20 protein-coding genes are annotated in these 20,522 nt (G+C 66.1%); 13 read left to right on the top strand and 7 right to left on the bottom strand.

The annotated features are described in order from the left end of the window. Positions 1 to 20: 20 nt before the first annotated feature. The gene (locus tag ACOHX0_RS02350) at positions 21 to 635 is read left to right on the top strand and encodes a L,D-transpeptidase (protein WP_420675032.1); all 615 of its coding nucleotides are present in this window, start codon (positions 21 to 23) and stop codon (positions 633 to 635) included. Positions 636 to 774: 139 nt separating this feature from the next. Next, the gene (locus ACOHX0_RS02345) at positions 775 to 957 is read left to right on the top strand and encodes a hypothetical protein (protein ID WP_420665120.1); all 183 of its coding nucleotides are present in this window, start codon (positions 775 to 777) and stop codon (positions 955 to 957) included. A 94-nt stretch (positions 958 to 1,051) separates the two neighbouring features. Here the strand turns inward: ACOHX0_RS02345 and ACOHX0_RS02340 are convergent, their stop codons facing one another. From ACOHX0_RS02340 to ACOHX0_RS02330, 3 genes are all read right to left on the bottom strand, one after another. After that, the gene (locus ACOHX0_RS02340; protein ID WP_420675031.1) at positions 1,052 to 4,054 is read right to left on the bottom strand and encodes an aminotransferase class III-fold pyridoxal phosphate-dependent enzyme; all 3,003 of its coding nucleotides are present in this window, start codon (positions 4,052 to 4,054) and stop codon (positions 1,052 to 1,054) included. A gap of 72 nt (positions 4,055 to 4,126) precedes the next feature. Further along, a complete protein-coding gene (hemH, locus tag ACOHX0_RS02335; RefSeq protein ID WP_420675030.1) occupies positions 4,127 to 5,188 on the bottom strand; it encodes a ferrochelatase in 1,062 nt (353 codons plus the stop codon). 106 nt (positions 5,189 to 5,294) lie between these two features. Continuing rightward, positions 5,295 to 6,131, bottom strand: coding sequence for a methyltransferase domain-containing protein (locus ACOHX0_RS02330; RefSeq protein WP_420675028.1), 837 nt, complete (start codon positions 6,129 to 6,131; stop codon positions 5,295 to 5,297). A 13-nt stretch (positions 6,132 to 6,144) separates the two neighbouring features. On the opposite strand from ACOHX0_RS02330, the gene ACOHX0_RS02325 reads away from it, so the two are divergent. From ACOHX0_RS02325 to ACOHX0_RS02310, 4 genes are all read left to right on the top strand, one after another. Continuing rightward, positions 6,145 to 6,873, top strand: coding sequence for a double zinc ribbon domain-containing protein (locus tag ACOHX0_RS02325; RefSeq protein ID WP_420675027.1), 729 nt, complete (start codon positions 6,145 to 6,147; stop codon positions 6,871 to 6,873). 80 nt (positions 6,874 to 6,953) lie between these two features. Then, entirely contained in the window at positions 6,954 to 7,211 is a 258-nt protein-coding gene (gene grxC, locus ACOHX0_RS02320; protein WP_420675026.1) for a glutaredoxin 3, read from the top strand. 17 nt (positions 7,212 to 7,228) lie between these two features. Then, positions 7,229 to 8,059, top strand: a complete 831-nt coding sequence (locus ACOHX0_RS02315) for a carbon-nitrogen hydrolase family protein (protein ID WP_420675025.1) — start codon at positions 7,229 to 7,231, stop codon at positions 8,057 to 8,059. Next, positions 8,059 to 8,511, top strand: coding sequence for a MarR family winged helix-turn-helix transcriptional regulator (locus tag ACOHX0_RS02310; protein ID WP_420675024.1), 453 nt, complete (start codon positions 8,059 to 8,061; stop codon positions 8,509 to 8,511). Before ACOHX0_RS02315 ends, ACOHX0_RS02310 begins: the two co-directional genes overlap by 1 nt. Positions 8,512 to 8,832: 321 nt before the next feature. On the opposite strand, the gene ubiG is transcribed toward ACOHX0_RS02310, so the two are convergent. Further along, a complete protein-coding gene (gene ubiG / locus ACOHX0_RS02305; protein WP_420675023.1) occupies positions 8,833 to 9,579 on the bottom strand; it encodes a bifunctional 2-polyprenyl-6-hydroxyphenol methylase/3-demethylubiquinol 3-O-methyltransferase UbiG in 747 nt (248 codons plus the stop codon). A gap of 50 nt (positions 9,580 to 9,629) precedes the next feature. On the opposite strand from ubiG, the gene pip reads away from it, so the two are divergent. The 7 genes from pip to ACOHX0_RS02270 all read left to right on the top strand — a co-directional run bounded on the left by pip (position 9,630) and on the right by ACOHX0_RS02270 (position 17,848). Next, the gene (pip, locus tag ACOHX0_RS02300; protein WP_420675022.1) at positions 9,630 to 10,607 is read left to right on the top strand and encodes a prolyl aminopeptidase; all 978 of its coding nucleotides are present in this window, start codon (positions 9,630 to 9,632) and stop codon (positions 10,605 to 10,607) included. Beyond that, positions 10,607 to 11,452 carry an ABC transporter substrate-binding protein gene (locus ACOHX0_RS02295; protein WP_420675021.1) on the top strand — a complete coding sequence of 282 codons (846 nt, stop codon included), beginning with the start codon at positions 10,607 to 10,609 and terminating at the stop codon, positions 11,450 to 11,452. The genes pip and ACOHX0_RS02295 overlap by 1 nt, the downstream gene beginning before the upstream one ends. 237 nt (positions 11,453 to 11,689) lie before the next feature. Then, positions 11,690 to 12,295 carry a ribosome maturation factor RimP gene (gene rimP / locus ACOHX0_RS02290; protein WP_420675020.1) on the top strand — a complete coding sequence of 202 codons (606 nt, stop codon included), beginning with the start codon at positions 11,690 to 11,692 and terminating at the stop codon, positions 12,293 to 12,295. Continuing rightward, positions 12,295 to 13,914: a transcription termination factor NusA gene (gene nusA / locus ACOHX0_RS02285; RefSeq protein WP_420675019.1), complete on the top strand. Its 1,620-nt coding sequence runs from the start codon at positions 12,295 to 12,297 to the stop codon at positions 13,912 to 13,914. The genes rimP and nusA overlap by 1 nt, the downstream gene beginning before the upstream one ends. A gap of 24 nt (positions 13,915 to 13,938) precedes the next feature. Then, positions 13,939 to 14,559, top strand: a complete 621-nt coding sequence (locus ACOHX0_RS02280; RefSeq protein ID WP_420675018.1) for an RNA-binding protein — start codon at positions 13,939 to 13,941, stop codon at positions 14,557 to 14,559. A gap of 8 nt (positions 14,560 to 14,567) precedes the next feature. Next, positions 14,568 to 17,054: a translation initiation factor IF-2 gene (gene infB / locus ACOHX0_RS02275; protein ID WP_420675017.1), complete on the top strand. Its 2,487-nt coding sequence runs from the start codon at positions 14,568 to 14,570 to the stop codon at positions 17,052 to 17,054. A 377-nt stretch (positions 17,055 to 17,431) separates the two neighbouring features. Continuing rightward, entirely contained in the window at positions 17,432 to 17,848 is a 417-nt protein-coding gene (locus tag ACOHX0_RS02270; RefSeq protein WP_420675015.1) for a VOC family protein, read from the top strand. A gap of 149 nt (positions 17,849 to 17,997) precedes the next feature. On the opposite strand, the gene mutT is transcribed toward ACOHX0_RS02270, so the two are convergent. The 3 genes from mutT to ACOHX0_RS02255 are packed head-to-tail and all read right to left on the bottom strand — an operon-like array spanning position 17,998 to position 20,473. Continuing rightward, positions 17,998 to 18,396, bottom strand: a complete 399-nt coding sequence (gene mutT, locus ACOHX0_RS02265; protein ID WP_420675014.1) for an 8-oxo-dGTP diphosphatase MutT — start codon at positions 18,394 to 18,396, stop codon at positions 17,998 to 18,000. After that, positions 18,393 to 19,619, bottom strand: a complete 1,227-nt coding sequence (argJ, locus tag ACOHX0_RS02260; protein ID WP_420675013.1) for a bifunctional glutamate N-acetyltransferase/amino-acid acetyltransferase ArgJ — start codon at positions 19,617 to 19,619, stop codon at positions 18,393 to 18,395. Before argJ ends, mutT begins: the two co-directional genes overlap by 4 nt. A gap of 2 nt (positions 19,620 to 19,621) precedes the next feature. Continuing rightward, the gene (locus ACOHX0_RS02255; protein ID WP_420675012.1) at positions 19,622 to 20,473 is read right to left on the bottom strand and encodes a peptidylprolyl isomerase; all 852 of its coding nucleotides are present in this window, start codon (positions 20,471 to 20,473) and stop codon (positions 19,622 to 19,624) included. Positions 20,474 to 20,522: the final 49 nt, after the last annotated feature.

Below are 20,522 nucleotides of genomic sequence, written 5' to 3'. Positions count from 1 at the left end.
ATGCGCAGGCTGGACTTCATATGTATAGAAACAGATTTAACCGTTGCAACAGGCGGCAGTTCCTGGCCGCCAGCGCCGCCCTGGCAGCCGCGCCCGCCTGGGCGCAGGACGCAAACGGCATCGATACCGCCTATGACCCGCTGCGCCCGCCGCCGGGGCCGGAACCGGCGGTCAAGCGCAATATCTCGGCCTTCCGTGCGAAGTCCTGGCGGCCCTATTTCGACAATTTGCGCAACGGCGCGGTGCTGGTCGACATCGACAGCCGCGCGCTGCACTACTGGGCCGAGGACGAAAGCACCTATCTGCTGTTCCCCTCTTCGGTGCCGTTGTCCGACGATCTGACCCGGCGCGGCCGCACGAGGGTGATCCGCAAGGTCGAAGGCCCGGGCTGGGCGCCGACGCCTAACATGCGCAAGCGCAACCCGGAATGGCCTGCCTATGTCCCGCCAGGGCCGGATAACCCTCTGGGAACACACGCGCTTTACCTCGGCTGGAAATATTACCGTATCCACGGCACCCACGATACGCGCAAGATCGGGCGGAAATCCTCGAACGGCTGCATCGGGCTCTACAACGAGCATATCGCCCATCTTTTCGGCCTGACCAAAATTGGCACACAGGTGTTGCTAATTTGACGACATCGCGCCGGCGCCGGCAGCGCCATGACGAACAAGCAATTGCAATGACGCAGTTTTGCTGCTTAGACAAAATAACGAGGTAAGACTTGGGTGCGTGGTCCATTTGGTGTGTTCCACGCAAATTCTGGAGGTTGACATGAAAAAACTCGTTATCGCCGCGGCTCTGACCGCTGCTGCTTCGACCGCTTCGGCGGGCAATCTGGCGGAGCCGGTTGTGGAAGCACCGGTCATCGTCGAAGAGGCACAGGGTTCCTCGGCAGGTATCCTGCTGCCCCTGCTGCTGCTGGTTCTGGTTGGCGCCGCAGTCGCGTCCAACTAAGCCCTGCGCAAGGATTACGGAAAAGGCGGTGGGGTTCCACCGCCTTTTTTGCTGCCCGGGCCTTGCCCGCCTCCTGCGGCAGAAATCTGCCGGTTCAGCCCAATTCGGCTTCGGTCAGCACCCGGCCGAGCACCTCCAGAAGCATCTCCGCATCAGCCGATTCGATGGTCAGCGGCGGGCGGATCTTGAGGATGTTGTCCCCGGGTCCTTCGCTGCCGATCAGGATGCGGTGGTCGCGCATCCGGTTTTTCACGAAGGCGCACAGGCCGGCGCCCTCGCTGCCGTCAGCCCCGATCAGCTCCACGCCCAGAAACAGCCCCATGCCGCGCACGTCGCCGATTGCGCCGTGGCGCGCCTGCAGTGTCCTGAGCCCCGCGCGCAGCACTTCTCCCTGGAGACGGGCGTTTTCCTGCAGCCCTTCGTCGTCGACGATATCCAGCACCTCCTTGCCGATGCGGCACGACAGGGTCGAGCCGCCGAATGTGGAGAAGAATTCCGGACCCTTGGCAAAGCTCTCCGCGATGGCGCGGGTGGTGACCAGCACGCCGATCGGGTGGCCGTTGCCGATGGGTTTGCCAAGCACCACGATATCGGGGCTGGCGCCCTGGTGCTCGAAGCCGAAGTAATAGTCGCCAAGCCGCCCAAGCCCGGTCTGTACCTCGTCGGCAATGCAGATGCCGCCGGCGGCGCGGATCTTCTCGTAGACCGCGGGCAGGTAGCCCTTCGGCGGGATGATCTGGCCGCCGACCGAGGGGAAGGTCTCGGCGATGAAGCCCGCGGCGCCATGGCCCTTCGCTTGCAGCCGGGCGATGGCCGGGTCCACGAGGTCCGCGAACTTCTGCGCGCGCTCGGGGTCATCGCGGCGGAAGCGGCCGCGGTAGTCGTCCGCGACGTCCACCAGCTCGACCCACTCCGGCTGTCCCGGCCCGCCGGGCTTGTTGAACTTGTAGGCAGAGATGTCGACCGCGCCGGTGGTATTGCCGTGATAGCCGTGATCTGGCGTCACCATGCCCTTGGCGCCGGTATGGGCGCGGGCCAGGCGCAGGGCGAGCTCGTTGGCCTCGGTGCCGGAGTTGACGAAAAAGCAGACCTCCAGATGGTCCGGCATTTTCGACAGGATCTTCTCGGCAAAACCCACCTGCGCCGGGTGCAGGTAGCGGGTGTTGGAGTTCATCCGCTTCAGCTGGTCCGCCGCCACCGCCTGGATGCGCGGGTGCGCGTGGCCCACGTGGGGGACGTTGTTGTAGGCGTCGAGATAGGGCCGGCCCCATTCGTCGAACAGGTGGTGCCGCCAGCCGCGCACCAGCATCACCGGATCGCTGTAGGTGAGGCTGAGGTTGGCGGCAAAATGGGCGCGGCGGCCCTCCAGCACCGCGGCCTTGTCGGTCGGTTGGTAGCGGGTTTTCGCATCCGGCAGGTTGAGTAGCGGCGCCGGGTTGGGGCACAGCGCGTGCCAGAGTTCCAGCTCGTCCGGGTCGGCCACGCCCGGCCAGTCGGACTCCATGCCTTGGGTGCTGAGCGCGAGCTGGAAGTGCACATGCGGCGCCCAGCCGCCGTTCTGCGTGGCATCGCCCAGGCGGCAGAAAGCCTCGTCCCTGGCAATGCGGTCGCCGGGGGTGAGCCTCCCGCAGCATTCCGGGTCGAGGTGGCCGTAGAGCGTGTAGAAGGCATCGCCTGCCGGGGTTTCATGGCGCAGGATGATGACGCCGCCGTAGTCCAGATGGCTGTCGCGGTTTTCCACCGCAAAAACGGTGCCCTCCAGCGGCGCATAAAGCGGCGTGCCCGCCGGGGCGAAGCCATCGACGGCCAGATGCACGGTGCGCCGGTTGCTCGCCTTCCACGGCCCCTTGCGGAAGGCCGGTTCCGCGTAGATCAGCCGCGGCTCGTTGTAGTAGCCGAGCCACAGTCCGGTGCCGAACTCCGCGCCCGCGCGGGCGGCTTCCTCCGGCGGCATGTGGAACGGGTCCTGCGGCCAGGTGGAGTTTTCGACCGAGAGCGAGCCCATCGGCACGCCGCCCAAGTCCTGCCCCATCAGGGGGGCAAAGCGGCCGCGTTCAGTCTCTAAAAAGGCCAAAACCCGGTCTGCACCCTCCGCAACCGGCAGGCCGCAGGCGGCGCGCAGGCGGGCGTTGATCAGGCCCGCGTTTACGCTGCTCCCTTCAAGGAAGCGCCAGGCCGGAGCTTGCGAGATGGTCACGTAAGGGTCGTCGGGGTTCTCTGCCGCCATCAGCGTGGAGTTCACCACGCTCACCGCCAGCCGCATCCTGAGCAGAGGCCAGATCAGGTCAGCCTCGGCAGGTGAGAGCGGGTAAGCACTGTGATAACCCTGCACCAGAGCGGCCAGCGCCGCCTCCGGCTCGGGGTGGTCGAGCACGATGTAGGCCGCGGCGATGGCCAGGTCGCAGACCCGCGGCGCGGCACACATGTCGCCAAGATCGATCAGCCCGGAAATCCGGCGCGGCTCGGTCAGCTCGCCTGTGACCATCAGGTTGTAGTCGTTAGCGTCATTGTGAATCGCCTGCTTCGGCAGCGCGGCCAAATCAGGCTCTAACTTGGCGAAATCGGCGCAAATGCTTTCGATGACGTCACGGCGGCCAGAGTCGGTGATGCACTCCGTCCGGTCTCGAATCCAGCCCGCCTGTGTCAGGTCCCACTTGAACGCGCGGTCGAGACCTTCGTGCCGGAAATCCGCCAGTGCCGCGGCGGTTCCACCCAGGACGGCGCCGGCCTCCCGGATCAGCGCGGCGGCTTTCGGCGCGGCCTTGGCGTAGCAGCGCCCGGGCAGGCGGCTCAGCAGCCAGATCAGGCGGGGCTGGCCGTCTTCGTCCGGCAACTCTGCCACGGCCGCGCCGCTCGTTGTGCGGATCACCCGGGGCAGGGGCAGCGCGGAATTGCGCGCGCGGATGTGCTCCAGCGCGGCGATCTGCATCTCTACCAGCCCGGGCGCGCAGTCCGGGCGCATCGCTTTCAGAATGCAGCCGGTGCCGTCCGCCGCCTCGGCGAGGAAGTTCAGGTCGTACTCCCCGTCGAGCCGGCGCAGATCCGCGGTGATCCCCCACCGCGCCTCAAGTGCCGCGGCCCAATGTGCAAATGCCATGTCCAATCCTCCCCGGCCGGGAACGCCCCCCGGCACCTGAAATCCGCGCCATGTTTGGCGCGGAGCGGGAGGCTAGTCCAGCCAGCCCTTGAGGTTTTCGCTGATCACCTGCGCGAGGGCCGCGATGTGATCGCTGTCGTCGTTGAGGCAGGGGATATATAGGAACGCCTCGCCGCCCGCTTCCTCGAAGCTTTCGCGGATCTCCTCGTTGATCTCCTCCAGTGTCTCAATGCAATCGGCGGAAAAGGCGGGCGCAATCACCGCGATGTTCTTCTTGCCTTCCTTGGCGAGCGCCGCGACGTGGTCGACGGTGTAGGGCTTCAGCCATTCCTCCGGCCCGAAGACAGACTGGAAGGTGGTTGTGATCGCGGTGTCGTCCCAGCCCAGTCGTTCCTTCAGCAGGCGCGTCGTCTTCTGGCACTGGCAATGGTAAGGGTCGCCCTGCATCAGGTAGCGCTTCGGCATCCCGTGGTAGCTGACGACCAGGATATCGGGGCGATTCTCAACCTTGGCATAGGCCTCCTCCACCGAGCGGGCAAGCGCGTCGATATAGGCGGGCTCGTCGAAATAGGGCGCGATGGTGCGGGCCGCGGGCTGCCAGGTTTCTTCCATCAGTGCGCGGAAGAACTGGTCGTTTGCGGTGGCGGAGGTGGCGCCGGCATATTGCGGATAAAGCGGCACGAACAGGATCTTCTGACAGCCCGCCGCGACCATCCCGCGCACCTTGGACTTGGTCGAGGGGTTGCCGTAACGCATGCAGAAATCGACCATCACCTTGTCGCCGTAACGCGCGGCCAGCACTTCCGCCATTTTGGCGGTCTGGTCCTTGGTGATTGTCATCAGGGGGCTTTCGCCCTTGTCGTGGTTCCAGATCGACTTGTAGGCCGCACCCGAGCTGAACGGCCGCTTGGCGAGGATGATGAGCTGCAGCAGCGGCTGCCATTTCCACGACGGGTAATCGATCACCCGCTTGTCCGACAGGAACTCACTCAGATAGCGGCGCATCGGCCAGTAGGTGTAGCTGTCCGGCGTGCCAAGGTTGGCCAGCAGGATTCCCACCTTTCCGGCCGGCAGCTCCGGATGGCCGGCCGGTGCGTGGGCGGGGCAGGTGGCTTTCTGGGTGGTATCCAGCATGGGTACGGTCCTGTGCGGCTTTGTCGGTTTCAGTCGGGTGTAATCCGATACGGGCGGGAAGGCCAATTGGATCGCATTGCCGCAGCGATAGGCGCGCCCTATCGGATCAGATTTTGCCTTCGGGCACCTTCAGCGCATCCGCCAGCCGCATCTGTGCCGAGCCGGGGCGCAGTGGTTTCTGCTGCGTCTCCGACGGGGTCCAGCCGGTCAGGCAAACCAGTTCGAAGGTGGCGGGCAGCCGGCCCTCCGCGGTGGCGAAATGCGCGCGGTAAAGCCGCTCGGCCTCGGCAAACAGAGCCCGCGGCGGTGTGCGTCTCAGGCGCTGGGCAAGCGCGTTGGTCTCTCCCATGCCGCGCAGGTCGCGGACCAGGTGCGCCAGATCGCGGTATTCAGCGGTGAGCGGCACCGCATCGGCGACCGGCAGCGCAAAGCCCGCCCGCTGCAACAGCCCGCCGAGGTCGCGGATCTCGCCCATCGGGGCCACGCGCGGCGACAGCCCGCCGGTCACCAGGGTTTCGGCCTCGGCCAGGGCGGCGCGCAGCTCCCGCAGGGTCCCGCCGCCCAGCATCACCGCCAGCAACAGCCCGTCTTCCTTCAGGGCGCGGCGGCACTGGATCAGCTGGCCGACCGGGTCATTGGCCCAATGCAGCCCCATCGTGTGGATCACCACGTCATGCGCGCCTGGCTCCAGCGCCAGCGTGTCGTCGTCCGGCACCAGCTTGGCTCCGGGCAGAACGGCGGGCAGGGACCCCTGCCAGACCTCGGGGAAAGGCGTGACCACGGCGGGTGCCGTAAACCTCCGGTTAACCATGCTCAGGCGATCCTCGGCCTCGTCCCGCGCCATCTGGTGCAGGAACAGCGCGTCCGCCCGGCGGCGGGCGCGGCGGGCAGACAGTGCGTGGCGGTCAACAAGTTGCGGCTGGGAGGCAGGTGCAGGCGTCATAGGAGCTATTTAGATGCTGCACAGTCAGATTCAAACCGCTGTTTCTCTCGTCTTCCCGCCGCAATGCATGGGCTGCGGTGCGCTCACCGAAGAAACCGGCGGACTTTGCGCAAGCTGCTGGTCGGAGACGCAATTCATCACAGGCACTGTCTGCGAGGGGTGCGGCGCGCCATTGCCGGGGGAGGCAGACGGTTTCCGGCTTGAATGCGACGGCTGCATGACGCACCCGCGGCCCTGGGCCCGCGGCCGCAGCGCGCTTTTGTACGAGGGGCGCGGACGCAAGCTGGTGCTGGCGCTGAAACACGGCGACCGGACCGAGCTCGCGGAGCTGGCGGCGCATTGGCTGCACCGCGCGGCCCAGCCGCTGCTGGCGGGCCAGCCGCTCCTGTGCCCGGTGCCCCTGCACTGGACCCGTCTGCTCAGGCGCAAGTACAACCAGTCGGCGCTGCTGGCGGCGGCGCTGGCGCGGCGGACGGGACTTGCGCATTGCCCCGACCTGCTCCGCCGCATCCGGCTGACCCCGGCGCTGGAGGGCAAGAGCCGCGCCGCGCGCCACCGCCTTCTGAGCGATGCCATCACCGCGCACCCGCGCCACCGCGGGCGGCTTGCGGGGCGGGCGGTTCTGATCGTTGATGATGTGATGACCTCGGGCGCCACCCTGGGCGCCTGTGCCGAGGCTTGCCTGGCGGCGGGCGCGGGCGAGGTGCGGGTGGCGGTTCTGGCGCGGGTCACGCGGGCGTGAGCGGGGGCAGCCGCCTCTGGCAATTCTTGCAATGAATGCCCAATTCCTCCAGAACACGCTCACCAAGGATGGGGTTCGGAATGAAGCCGGTGGAAATTTACACGTCGCCGCTGTGCGGCTTTTGCCACGCCGCCAAGCGGCTGCTGGACAAGAAAGGCGTTGCCTTCTCGGAGATCAACGTGCTGCAGGAGCCGGAGCGCAAGGCGGAGATGATCCAGCGCGCCAATGGCGGCCGCACCGTTCCGCAGATCTTCATCGGCGGCACCCATGTGGGGGGCTGCGATGATCTTTATGCGCTGGAGCAGGACGGCAAGCTCGACCCGCTGCTGGCCGCCTGACGCCCGGAGACACAAATATGCGCGCTGCCCTGCTGCAAATGACCTCCACCGACATTCCGGCCCAAAACCAGGAAACGGTGAAGCGGATGATGGCGGAGGCCGTGCGCGGCGGCGCGGAGCTGGTGCTGACGCCGGAGGTGACCAACTGCGTCTCCACCAGCCGCAGCCACCAGAACGCTGTGCTCTGCCATGAGGATGAGGACCCGACCCTTGCCGCCCTTCGGGCCGAGGCGGCGCGGCACGAAGTCTGGCTGCTGATCGGCTCGCTGGCGCTGAAGACGCAGGATGCGGACGGGCGCTTTGCCAACCGGCAGTTCCTGATCGCGCCCGATGGCAGCATCCAGGCCCGCTACGATAAAATCCACATGTTCGACGTCGAAGTGACGCCGGAGGAGACCTACCGCGAATCCGACGGCTTCCGGCCGGGCGCTGAGGCGGTGCTGGCGCAGACGCCGCTGGGCCGGATCGGCATGACGGTCTGTTATGACGTGCGCTTTCCGCATTTGCACCGCGCGCTGGCCAAGGGCGGCGCCCAGATCCTGACCGTGCCGGCCGCGTTTTCGCATGTGACCGGTGCGGCCCATTGGCATGTGCTGCTGCGCGCCCGCGCGATCGAGACCGGCTGCTTCGTGCTGGCGCCCGCCCAGACCGGCACGCACCCGGCCACCAAGGGGCAGAACCGGCGGACCTATGGCCATTCGCTGGTGGTGGCGCCCTGGGGGGAAGTTCTGGCCGATGGCGGCACCGGGGCGGGGGTGGTCTTTGCCGACATTGACCTCGACAAGGTGCAGGACGCGCGCGCCCGGGTTCCGGCGCTCACCCATGACCGGGAGTTCGACGGGCCCTGATGGACGAGACCAATTCCCTGGCGGTTTCCCTGTTCAGCGAAATCCTGATGGCCGATCAGCTTGCGCGCACAAGGCTCAGCAAGGTGCTGCCGAAGGGCATGGAGCTGTCGCATTTTTCGGTGCTGAACCACCTGGCACGGGCCGGGCTGGAGCGCTCGCCCGCGCAGCTGGCGAAGTCCTTCCACGTCACCCGCGGCGCGATGACCAACACGCTGAACAAGCTGGAGACGGCGGGCTATATCCACGTGCGCCCGGATTGGGACGATGCCCGGCGCAAGATGGTGGCGATCAGCCCGGCGGGCCGTCAGGCGCGCGACGCGGCGCTGGCGGGGATCATCCCGATGATCTCCGAAGTGGTGGAAGAGCTGGGCAGCAGCCGGGTGCGGGCCACGCTGCCGATTCTGCGCGAACTGCGCGGCAAGCTGGAAACCGGCGGCAAGGAGGGCGGCTGAGGCGGCCATTCCTGTGCGGAGCACCAAACGCAGGCCGCATACAGGAAAAGGGGGCGCCTGGCAGAACAAGCGCCCCCATCTTCCCCATCAGTCCCCCATCAACCCCCGTGAGCGGTGGTTGGCAACCTCTGGGTTATGCCGCCGGATAGTGCGGCAGGCATTCACTCGGTGAGAAGGGCCAAAGCCCATGCCGGGCCGCGTAATTGCGCCCCGTGGCCTGACTCTAGCAAAGCCCGGCCCAACCCCCAACGGTGCAGAAGAGGTACGCCCTATCCTTTCGTATAGGACAGGGACCCGCCGCCCCGTAAACACCTGATTTTTTTACGCTGGCTTCACGCTGGCTGTGACGTAGTTCACCGTGAGGTCCCGCTCGGAGACTGCCCAGTTCCAGGTGATCGGATTGAACACAAAACCCTTGCGGTCCACTGGGGCCAGGCCTGCCTTGCGCAGCAGCTCGAACAGCTCGTCCGGAGTGATGAACTTGGACCAATCATGGGTGCCGCGCGGCAGCCAGCGCATGATCACCTCGGGGCCGACAATCGCCATTGCATAGCTCTTGGGGTTGCGGTTGATGGTGGAGCAGATCTGCAAGCCGCCGGGTTTCAGGAGAGTCTGCGTGGCGGTGAGATAGCCGAGCGGGTCGGCGACATGTTCGACCACCTCCATGTTCAGCACCACGTCAAAACGCTCACCCGCCTCCGCCAGAGCTTCGGCGGTGGTGTGGCGGTAGTCGATCTCCAGCCCCGATTGTGCGGCATGGATGCGCGCGACGGGGATGTTGCCCGCGGCGGCATCGGCACCCACAACTTCGGCCCCCAGCCGCGCCATCGGCTCGCTCAAGAGCCCGCCGCCGCAGCCGATGTCCAACAGGCGCAGCCCCTCGAAGGGGCGCTGTGACGTCAGATCGCGGCCGAACTCCGCCGCGATCTGACGCGCGATATAGTCCAGCCGGCAGGGGTTCAGCATGTGCAGCGGCTTGAACTTGCCCTGCGGGTCCCACCACTCCGCGGCCATGGCCTCGAATTTGGCGATTTCCGCCGGGTCGACCGTGGATAGAGGCGCTTGCATTCCTGTCTCCGTGTGTTCTTTTGTAGGCTGACGTCTCACTTAGGTCAGTAATGGACAAATACACCGACCAAAAGCGCGCTGTGCATTATCTTTATCCGCCGGTCGAACCCTTTGACCAGCGGATGCTGGATGCGGGCCAGGGCCACCGGATCTATGCCGAGCAGAGCGGCAATCCGCAGGGCATCCCGGTGGTGGTGTGCCACGGCGGCCCCGGCGGCGGCTGCAGCCCGGCGATGCGGCGCTATTTCGACCCCGAGGTCTACCGGATCATCCTGTTCGACCAGCGCGGCTGCGGCCGCTCGCGCCCGCATGCCTCCTGCGAGGACAACACCACCTGGCATCTGGTTGCCGACATGGAGCTGATTCGCCGCCAGCTGGGGATCGGGGACTGGATCGTCTTTGGCGGCAGCTGGGGCGCGACTCTGGCGCTGGTCTATGCCCAGTCCCACCCGGACCGGGTGCGCCGGATCGTGCTGCGCGGCGTGTTTTTGATGACCAAGGGGGAGCTCGACTGGTTCTATGGCGGCGGGGCGGGCAAATTCTGGCCTGAAACCTGGGCCCGCTTCACCGCGCCGATCCCGGACGGTGAGCGCGGCGACATGATTGGCGCCTATAACAAACGCCTGTTTTCCGGCAATCTTGAGGAGGAAGTGCGCTATGGCCGGGCTTGGTCGGCTTGGGAGAACGCGCTGGCCTCGGTCACCTCGAACGGGCATGGCGGCGACAGCCCCGGCGATTACGCCCGCGCCTTTGCCCGGCTGGAGAATCATTATTTCATCAATGGCGGGTTCCTCGATTACGACGGGCAGATTCTCGCCAACATGGACCGGATCTCGCATATCCCGGGGATGATCGTGCAGGGGCGTTATGACATGATATGCCCGCCCGCTTCCGCCTGGCGGCTGAACGAGCTGTGGCCGAGGGCCGAGCTGCGCATGGTGCGCAATGCGGGACACGCGCTTTCGGAGCCCGGCATCAGCGCCGAGCTGGTGCGGGCGATGGACCGGATCGCAGGGGAGCTTGTCTGATGCCGCGTATCGACCGCCGCGCGCTGTTCACCTCGGGTGCTGCTGCTGCCCTGCTGGCTGCGGCCGGCGGGCCGGTGGGGGCCGGGGCGCGCATGGGCGGCGTTCTGCGGCTGGCGGTCCCGCGGGAGGGCGCGCTGCTGGAGCAGACCGCCCGCGGCGCGCTGCACGCGACGCTGACCGAAGTGGCCCCCGACGGTGTGCTGCGCGGCGATCTGGCGCAGGGCTGGCAGTGTGACTCGGACGGAACGCGCTGGACTTTCGATCTGCGCAGCGATGTGCGCTTCCACGATGGCCGCGTGCTGACCGCCGAAGACGCCGCGCTGTCGCTGAAAGCGCTGGGCGTGCCCGGCGCAGGCCTGCGCGGGGCCGGGGCGCTGGGCCCGCACCGCCTGGCGCTGGAGCTGGACGCGCCCAACCCGCATCTGCCCTATCTGCTGGCCGCGCCCGGCCTTGGCATCGCGCCCTCCGGCGCGGTGGACGTGCCGCTCGCCGGCACGATTGGCGCCGGCTGCTACCGGGTGGAGCGCGCGCAGGAGGGCCGCCATTTCCGCGCCGCGCGGGTCGAGGGCCATTACAAGTCCGGCAGCGCGGGCTGGGTGGACGCGGTGGAAATCATCGTGATTCCCGACGCCGCCGTGCGCGCCGAGGCGCTGCGCGACGGCTATGTCGATATCGCCGCCCTGCCGGAGCCGCGCGGGCTGTTGCAACGCGGCCGCTTCCACTATCACCCATCGGCGGGCGAGATGGCGCTGGCCGCGCGGCAGGACGTTGGCATTCCGCGCAAAATCGGCCGCCAGGCGCCGCTGGACGACTTCCGCATCGCCGAGCGCTGGTGGCGCATCTGACGCCGCCAGCCGCGTACCCAGGCGCGCCGGCAGGGCAGTGCAGCAACAGAACACTTGCAGTTCGCCCCGATCCGCCCTATATGCCTTGAACAACAGCGGCGCGTTGAACCACTGGTTCAAGGCTCCACCGGGAATGATCAACGGGCCGCGCGCCCGTTTTTTTGTGCCCGCAGGCCCCGCGCCTGTATGCCCCAAGTGCCCGCAGGCGGACGCCTGCACGCCCAATTTGGAGGTCAGATGACCAACGACCTTATTGCCAAAGCCGCCATCGACCGGCGCCTGGCCGAGATCGTCGCCCCGGTGATCGAGGATCTGGGTTACGAGCTGGTCCGTATCCGGCTGATGTCCGGCAAGGCCACCACCTTGCAGATCATGGCCGACAAGCCCGACGGCGGCATCGAAGTGGATGACTGCGCCGATATCTCCAACGCCGTGAGCGCGGCGCTGGATGTCGAAGATCCGATCCTGGATGCTTACAGCCTGGAAGTGTCGAGCCCCGGCATCGACCGCCCGCTGACCCGGATGAAGGACTTCGAGATGTTCGAGGGCTACGAGGCCAAGCTGGAGACCGCCGAGCTGGTCGGCGGCCGCCGCCGCTTCAAGGGCGAACTGGCGGGCACCGAGGGCGACGAGGTGCTGATCAACATCGAGGATCAGGGCGAGACCGTGACCATCGGGCTGAAATTCGACTGGCTGAGCGACGCCAAGCTGGTGCTGACCGACGACCTGATCGCGGAAATGCTGCGCCAGCGCAAGGCCGCGGGCACGCTGAACGAAGACGCATTTGACGAAATCGAGACCGACCAAATCGAGACCGAAGAGTCCGAACAGGAGAAAAACTAATGGCGATCACCTCTGCTAACCAGCTGGAGCTTTTGCAAACCGCCGAGGCCGTGGCGCGGGAAAAGATGATCGACCCGGGCCTGGTCATCGAAGCGATGGAAGAGAGCCTCGCCCGTGCCGCCAAGAGCCGCTACGGCGCCGAGATGGACATCCGCGTCTCCATCGACCGCAAGACCGGCCGCGCCACCTTCACCCGGGTGCGCACCGTGGTCGCCGATGAAGACCTTGAGAACTACCAGGCCGAGATGACTGTCGCGCAGGCGCGCCAGTACATGTCTGAGCCGGAAGTGGGCCAGACCTATGTCGAGGAAGTGCCGCCGGTCGAAATGGGCCGCATCGCCGCCCAGTCGGCCAAGCAGGTGATCCTGCAGAAGGTGCGCGAAGCCGAGCGTGACCGCCAGTACGAAGAGTTCAAGGACCGCGCCGGCACCATCATCAACGGCCTGGTCAAGCGCGAGGAATACGGCAACGTCATCGTCGACGTCGGCGCGGGCGAAGCGATTCTGCGCCGCAACGAGAAGATCGGCCGCGAAAGCTACCGCCCCAACGACCGTGTGCGCTGCTACATTAAGGACGTGCGCCGCGAACAGCGCGGGCCGCAGATCTTCCTCAGCCGCACCGCGCCCGAGTTCATGGCCGAGCTGTTCAAGATGGAAGTGCCGGAAATCTATGACGGCATCATCGACATCAAGGCAGTGGCCCGCGACCCCGGATCGCGCGCGAAGATTGCCGTGATCTCCTATGACAGCTCGATCGACCCGGTCGGCGCCTGTGTGGGTATGCGCGGCTCCCGCGTGCAGGCCGTGGTGAACGAGCTGCAGGGCGAGAAGATCGACATCATCCCGTGGAACGAGGATCAGCCGACCTTCCTGGTGAACGCGCTGCAGCCCGCCGAGGTGACCAAGGTGGTGCTGGATGAGGAAGCCGGCAAGATCGAGGTCGTGGTGCCGGAAGAGCAGCTGTCGCTCGCCATCGGCCGCCGCGGCCAGAACGTGCGCCTGGCCTCGCAGCTCACCGGTCTCGATATCGACATCATGACCGAGGAAGAAGAATCGGCCCGCCGCCAGAAGGAATTCGAGGCGCGCACAAAATTGTTTATGGAGACCCTTGATCTGGACGAGTTCTTTGCCCAGCTTCTGGTGTCTGAAGGCTTCACCAACCTGGAAGAGGTCGCTTACGTCGAGCTTGACGAGCTGCTGGTGATCGACGGCGTCGACGAAGGCACCGCCGAAGAGCTGCAGGCCCGCGCCCGCGACTACCTGGAAGCCCAGGCAAAGGCGGCGCTCGATGCCGCCCGTGAACTTGGCGCCGAGGACAGCCTGATTGGCTTTGACGGCCTCACGCCGCAGATGGTCGAGGCCTTGGCCAAGGACGGTGTGAAGTCGCTGGAAGATTTCGCCACCTGCGCCGACTGGGAGCTGGCCGGCGGCTGGACCTCGGATGGCGGCGAGCGCGTCAAGGACGATGGTATCCTGGAGCCCTTCGGCCTGTCGCTGGAAGACGCCCAGGACATGGTCATGACCGCGCGGATCTCGCTGGGCTGGGTCGATCCGGCCGAGCTGGAGCAAGACGGCGCCGAAGGTGAGGCGGAAGACGGCGAAGCGGAAGGCGAAGCCTGAAGCCGGTAAAGGCAGGAGAACGCGATGACACGCGGCGGCGCAACCAAAGACCGGTCCGAAGACAGCGAGCGCAAGTGCATCGCAACCGGCGAGACCGAGCCCAAGCAGGGCCTCATCCGCTTTGTGATGGGCCCTGACGGCAGCGTCGTGCCGGACGTGCGCGGCAAACTGCCGGGCCGCGGCGTCTATGTCGCGGCCAGCCACGCGGCTTTGGCCGCGGCGGTAAAGAAAAAGGCCTTTGCCCGCGGCTTCAAGGCGCAGGTGCAGGTGCCCGAAGATCTCCCACAGGAGGTCGAGCGCCAAGTCGTGCGCCGCCTCGTGGAGCTGATCAGCCTGGCCCGGAAATCCGGCGATGCGGTGGCCGGCTTCGAAAAGGTGAAGGACTGGCTGTACAAGGAAGACGCCCGGGTGCTGATCCAGGCCTCCGACGGCTCCGGCCGCGGCAAGTCAAAGCTGAGCACGCCCTACAAGGGTAAATTCATCGGCTGCCTCACGGCGGACGAGCTGGGAATGGCATTTGGACGGCAAACTGTGATACATGCCGCCCTCGCCTCTGGCGGACTCAGCAAACGTGTTGTAGATGAGGCGCAACGACTGCAAGGTTTGCGCGAAATGGTGGGCGGCAAGGGCCGCACGGAAGGATAAGTAGCTTTATGAGCGATAGTGACGGCAAAAAGACACTGGGTCTGCGTGGGGGTTCCCGTCCGGGGAACGTGAAACAGAGTTTCAGCCATGGGCGGACCAAGAATGTCGTGGTGGAAACCAAGCGCAAGCGCGTGGTTGTACCCAAGCCGGGCGCTGCCAAAGGCGGCAGCGGCGCCTCGCCCGCCGCGTCCGGATCGCGCCGGCCCGCCGGCATCAGCGATGCCGAAATGGAACGCCGCCTGAAGGCTCTGCAGGCCGCCAAGGCCCGCGAAGCGGATGAAGCCGCGCAGCGCGAAGCCGAGGAAAAGGCCCGCGCCGAGGAGCGTGAACGCCGCCGGGCCGAGCTGGAAGCCAAGGAGCGCGAGCAGCGCGAGGCCGAAGAGCGCGCGCGCCAGAAAGCCGAAGACGCCGAGCGCAAGCAGGCCGAGGAAGCGGAAGCCGCCAAGCGCGCCGCAGCCGACGCCGAGAAGAAGAAATCCGAACCCGCAGCCTCCGCGCGACCCGCGCCGAAGTCCGCAGCGCCGGCAGCCGCGCCGCGCAAGGCAGACCGCGAGCGCGAAGAGCGCGGCCGCAGCGCCAAGGGCCGCGGCGACGGCGGCCGCCGTTCGGGCAAGCTGACCCTCGGCCAGGCCACTGGCGGCGAAGGCGGCCGGCACCGGTCGATGGCCGCGATGAAGCGCAAGCAGGAGCGGGCGCGTCAGAAGGCCATGGGCACCGTCGAGCGGGAAAAGATCATCCGCGACGTGCAGCTGCCGGAAACCATCGTGGTTTCCGAGCTGGCCAACCGGATGGCCGAGCGCGTCGGCGAAGTGGTAAAATCGCTGATGAACATGGGCATGATGGTCACGCAGAACCAGACCATCGACGCCGATACCGCGGAACTGATCATCGAGGAATTCGGCCACAAGGTGGTCCGGGTCTCCGACTCCGACGTCGAGGACGTCATCAAGGAGATCGAGGACAAGGACGACGACCTGAAACCGCGTCCGCCGGTCATCACCATCATGGGCCACGTCGACCACGGCAAGACCTCTCTGCTGGATGCGATCCGCGACGCCCGCGTCGTGGCTGGCGAAGCCGGCGGCATCACCCAGCACATCGGCGCCTATCAGGTCACCACCGACAGCGGCGCGGTGCTGAGCTTCCTCGACACCCCCGGCCACGCGGCCTTCACCTCGATGCGCTCGCGCGGTGCTCAGGTGACGGATATCGTGGTGCTGGTTGTTGCGGCGGATGACGCCGTGATGCCGCAGACCGTGGAGGCGATCAACCACGCCAAGGCGGCACAGGTGCCGATGATCGTGGCGATCAACAAGATCGACAAGCCGGCCGCCGACCCGACCAAGGTGCGCACCGACCTCTTGCAGCACGAAGTCGTCGTCGAGGCGATGTCGGGCGAAGTGCAGGACGTCGAAGTCTCCGCCGTCACCGGCCAGGGCCTGGACGAGCTGCTGGAAGCCATTGCGTTGCAAGCGGAAATCCTGGAGCTGAAGGCCAACCCCGACCGCGCCGCCCAAGGCGCCGTGATCGAGGCGCAGCTGGACGTGGGCCGCGGCCCTGTTGCCACCGTTCTGGTTCAGAACGGTACCCTGCGCCAGGGCGATATCTTTGTGGTGGGTGAGCAGTACGGCAAGGTCCGTGCGCTGATCAACGACAAGGGCGAGCGCGTCCAGGAAGCCGGTCCTTCGGTTCCGGTCGAGGTGCTGGGTCTCAATGGCACGCCGGAAGCGGGCGACGTTCTGAACGTCACCGAGACCGAAGCCCAGGCCCGCGAGATCGCCGAGTACCGCGCCCATGCCGCCAAGGACAAGCGCGCCGCCGCCGGTGCCGCGACCACGCTGGAACAGCTGATGCAGAAGGCCAAGGAAGACGAAAACGTCTCCGAACTGCCGATCCTGCTGAAAGCCGACGTGCAGGGCTCTGCCGAAGCCATCGTTCAGGCGATGGAAAAGATCGGCAACGACGAGGTGCGCGTGCGGGTTCTGCATTCGGGCGTCGGTGCGATCACCGAAACCGATGTCGGCCTTGCCGAAGCTTCGGGCGCGCCGATCATGGGCTTCAACGTCCGGGCCAACACGTCGGCCCGCAACACTGCCAACCAGAAAGGCGTGGAGATCCGCTACTACTCGGTGATCTACGACCTGGTGGATGACGTGAAGGCGGCGGCCTCGGGCCTGCTGTCGGCGGAGATCCGCGAGAACTTCATCGGTTACGCCGAGATCAAGGATGTCTTCAAGGTCTCCAACGTCGGCAAGGTCGCCGGCTGCCTGGTCACCGAAGGCGTTGCCCGCCGCTCCGCCGGCGTGCGCCTGCTGCGCGACAACGTGGTGATTCACGAAGGCACGCTGAAGACCCTGAAGCGCTTCAAGGACGAGGTTGCCGAAGTGCAGTCCGGCCAGGAGTGCGGCATGGCGTTCGAGAACTACGACGATGTCCGCAAGGGCGACGTGATCGAGATCTTCGAGCGCGAGGAAGTGACCCGCACACTGGACTGATCCGGCCCTGCGTGGAAATTGGAAAACCCCCGGTGCCTGCGCCGGGGGTTTTGTTTTGGAAGTGTCCGGGTGACGGTATAGCGTCGCGGGCTCAGACGCACTTGCAGGCAAGCCGGAACGTTGCCTTCCCTTCGGCAATTCGGGCAACCGGCACAACACTCTAAAGTTTAGGGGAGCCGGAAAGGGTTGCAGGTTCCCGGAAAGTCTCACCGTGGCCGCAATGCGGGACAGAGACAGCTCTCGCTGCGATTGCACCAATGCCGGCTTGGGGAACCGGCGACGCGGGAGGTGCATTGAGCCGAATCTTGCAGCGGCCTACAAGAACGCAGCAATCTCGATTGAATGGCCAAACAAACGTCCGGAAGGAAACGCAAAGCATGATTGCCTACGTCACAGTCGGTGCAGACGACATAGCGCGCGCAAATCGGTTTTATTCCGCGTTCCTGCCAGCCCTTGGCTACGAATTGGAGAAGGGGCCTGAGGGTCTGAGTTACGCACTGCCCCTGCAACCGGGTCAGTCCCCCGCTCCGCCGGATTTCTACGTTAAACCCACCTTCGATGGACGTCCTGCCTCGGCCGGCAACGGCTCTATGGTCGCATTCGAGGCGCGCAGTCAGGCACAGGTCCGTGACCTTCACGCCGCGGCGCTTCGCGCTGGCGGTTCCGATGAGGGGCAGCCGGGCTTTCGTGCCTCATATGGCCCCACATTCTATGTTGGCTACCTTCGCGATCCGCAAGGCAACAAGATCGCACTTTTCTCCAGCGATCCGAACGAACCGGGACGCGACGGATAGCCCGGGGAATCGCGAGCACCAGCCATTTGCCGCACCGCGAACGATCGGCAATAAGGGCCCCGGCCGGCCGCTGACGAAGATGGCGCAGCTATTGCCAAACGGCGCATTGGCCAGCGCCGTTTTTTCTGTTCTTAAAGAAATATCCCCGCCTACAGCCAGTCGCGCAGGATCGGGATCAGCGGGATGTCGGCGGGCGGCATCGGGTAGTCGCGCAGATCCTGCGGTTTTGCCCATTTGAGCACCTGGCCTTCCTTGCCGTGCGGAATGCCCTCCCACTTGCGACAGGCAAAGAGCGGCATCAGCAGGTGGAAGTCCTCGTAACTGTGGCTGGCAAAGGTCAAAGGAGCCAAACAAGACGCCCAGGTGTCGATGCCCAGTTCCTCGTGCAGCTCCCGGATCAGCGCGGCCTCGGGTGTTTCGCCCGGCTCCACCTTGCCGCCGGGAAATTCCCATAGCCCGGCCATGGACTTGCCCTCCGGGCGCTGCGCCAGCAGCACCCGGCCATCGGCGTCGATCAGCGCGACGGCGGAGACCAGTATGGTCTTCATGACCGGTAGTCCGCGTTGATCGAGATGTACTGATGGGTAAGATCGCAGGTCCAGACGGTGGCCTTGCCCTCGCCGAGGCCGAGGTCCACCTTGATGGTGATCTCCGGCTTCTTCATCTCCGCCGCGCCCAGCTCCTCCCGGTAGTCCGGGGAGACCCAGCCCTTTTCCGCCACCAGCACATCGCCGAATGAGATCGAGAGCAGGTCGCGGTCCGCTTCAGCGCCCGACTTGCCGATCGCCATCACGATGCGGCCCCAGTTCGGGTCCTCGCCGGCGATGGCGGTCTTGACCAGCGGCGAGTTGGCAATCGCCAGACCATGCACCTTGGCCTCCGCGTCCGAAGACGCGCCGGTGACCTCAATGGTGACGAACTTGGTCGCGCCTTCGCCATCGCGCACCACCTGATGCGCCAGGTCCAGCATCACGCTCTCCAAGGCTTCCGCAAAGTCTGCATCGCCAGTGGCGTCAACGCCGGAGGCACCGGTTGCGCAGAGCATCAGACTGTCCGAGGTCGAGGTGTCGCTGTCCACGGTGATGCAGTTGAAAGTCCGGTCGCAGGTCTCCCCCAGCAGGCTTTGCAGCGCGGCCTGCTCCACTTTGGCGTCGGTGAAGATATAGACCAGCATCGTCGCCATGTCGGGGGCGATCATGCCCGAGCCCTTGGCAATGCCCGCGATGCGCACTCTCTTGCCGCCGACCTCGACCTCGGCGCTGGCGCCCTTGGGGAAGGTGTCGGTGGTCATAATCGCCTTCGCAGCCTCTGCGATACCGTTGCCGTCCAGCGCGCCGGTCAGCTCCTCCAGCTTGGCGAGGATGCGGCCATGCGGCAGCGGCTCCCCGATCACCCCGGTGGAGGCGGTGAAGACCCGCGCGGGCGGCAGGCCCGCGGCGGCGGCCACGGCGGCGGTGATCTCCGCCACCGAGGTCTGGCCGTAATGGCCCGTGAACGCGTTGGAATTGCCGGAGTTCACCAGGATCGCCGCGCCCCCGGACGTATCGCCGCCCAGTTTTTCCTGGCAGTCCAGCACCGGCGCGGAGCGGGTCTTGGAGCGGGTGAAGACCCCGGCCACCGCGGTGCCCGGTTCCATCACCGCCAGCATCACGTCGGTGCGGCCCTGGTACTTGATCCCGGCCGAGGCGGCGGCAAAACGCACACCCGCGATCTGCGGCAAATCGGGGAAGCCGGCAGGCGCCAGCGGGGAGACAGGGAGCGGTTCGCCCATGATCAGTTTCCTACCAGGCTGCGGTCTTTGAGAACGGAGGGGTCGAGATCCTTGATTTCCGGTTTGTCGATTTCGGCAGAGGCGGTGAGCTCGCTCACGCGGTTTTCCACCGCCTTCACGCGCAGCTCCTCGGCGATGTCGCCGCGCACTTCCTCGAACTCGGGCGCTTCGGTCTTGCGGCGCTCGTGCAGGAGGATCACGTGCCAGCCGAACTGGGTCTGTACCGGGGCGGAAACCTCGCCCGGACGCAGCTCAAGTACCGCGGCTTCGAACTCCGGCACCATGCGCCCCGTTTCGAACCAGCCCAGCTCGCCGCCGCTCGGGCCCGAGGGGCCGGTGGATTTCTGCTTGGCCAGGGTGGCAAAATCGGCGCCATCCTGCAGATCGGCCGCAATCGCTTCGGCGGCTTCCTTGGTTTCCACCAGGATATGCGCCGCCTTGAACTCGTCGACGCCCTCGCCGGTGGCGTATTTTTCCTCATAGGCCGCCCGCAGCTGTTCGTCGCTGGTGGCGCCCTGCATCACGGTGCCGATCACCTTGGCGGCCAAGAGCGCGCGGCGCTCGTTGTCGATCGACAGCTGCACGTCATGCGGAACCTCGCCATGCAGCTCCTGCTTCAGCGCGGTCTGCTGCACCAGCTGGTCGAGGATCGCATTGTAGAGCACATCGTCGGGCAGCTGCTTATACTGCTGAGGCAGGGTTTCGCGGGCCATGATCATGTGGCCGATGGTGATGTCCTCGCCGTTGACCGTGGCAACCACCGTGTTGGCATGGGGCGCGGCCACTGCTGCCAGCGGCAGCGCAGTCCAGGCCGCCACTGCCATGCCACGCAGAAAAGTGAGACCTTTGGGCATTGAAATCTTCCTATTCCTGGGCCGCGGCGGGGCGCGGCGTTGACACTCT

Source organism: Cribrihabitans pelagius (genome assembly GCF_048820915.1).
Taxonomy (GTDB): domain Bacteria; phylum Pseudomonadota; class Alphaproteobacteria; order Rhodobacterales; family Rhodobacteraceae; genus Cribrihabitans_A; species Cribrihabitans_A pelagius.
The sequence above is the reverse complement of the archived record's forward strand: the minus strand, read 5'-3'. Positions and strand labels throughout refer to the sequence as shown.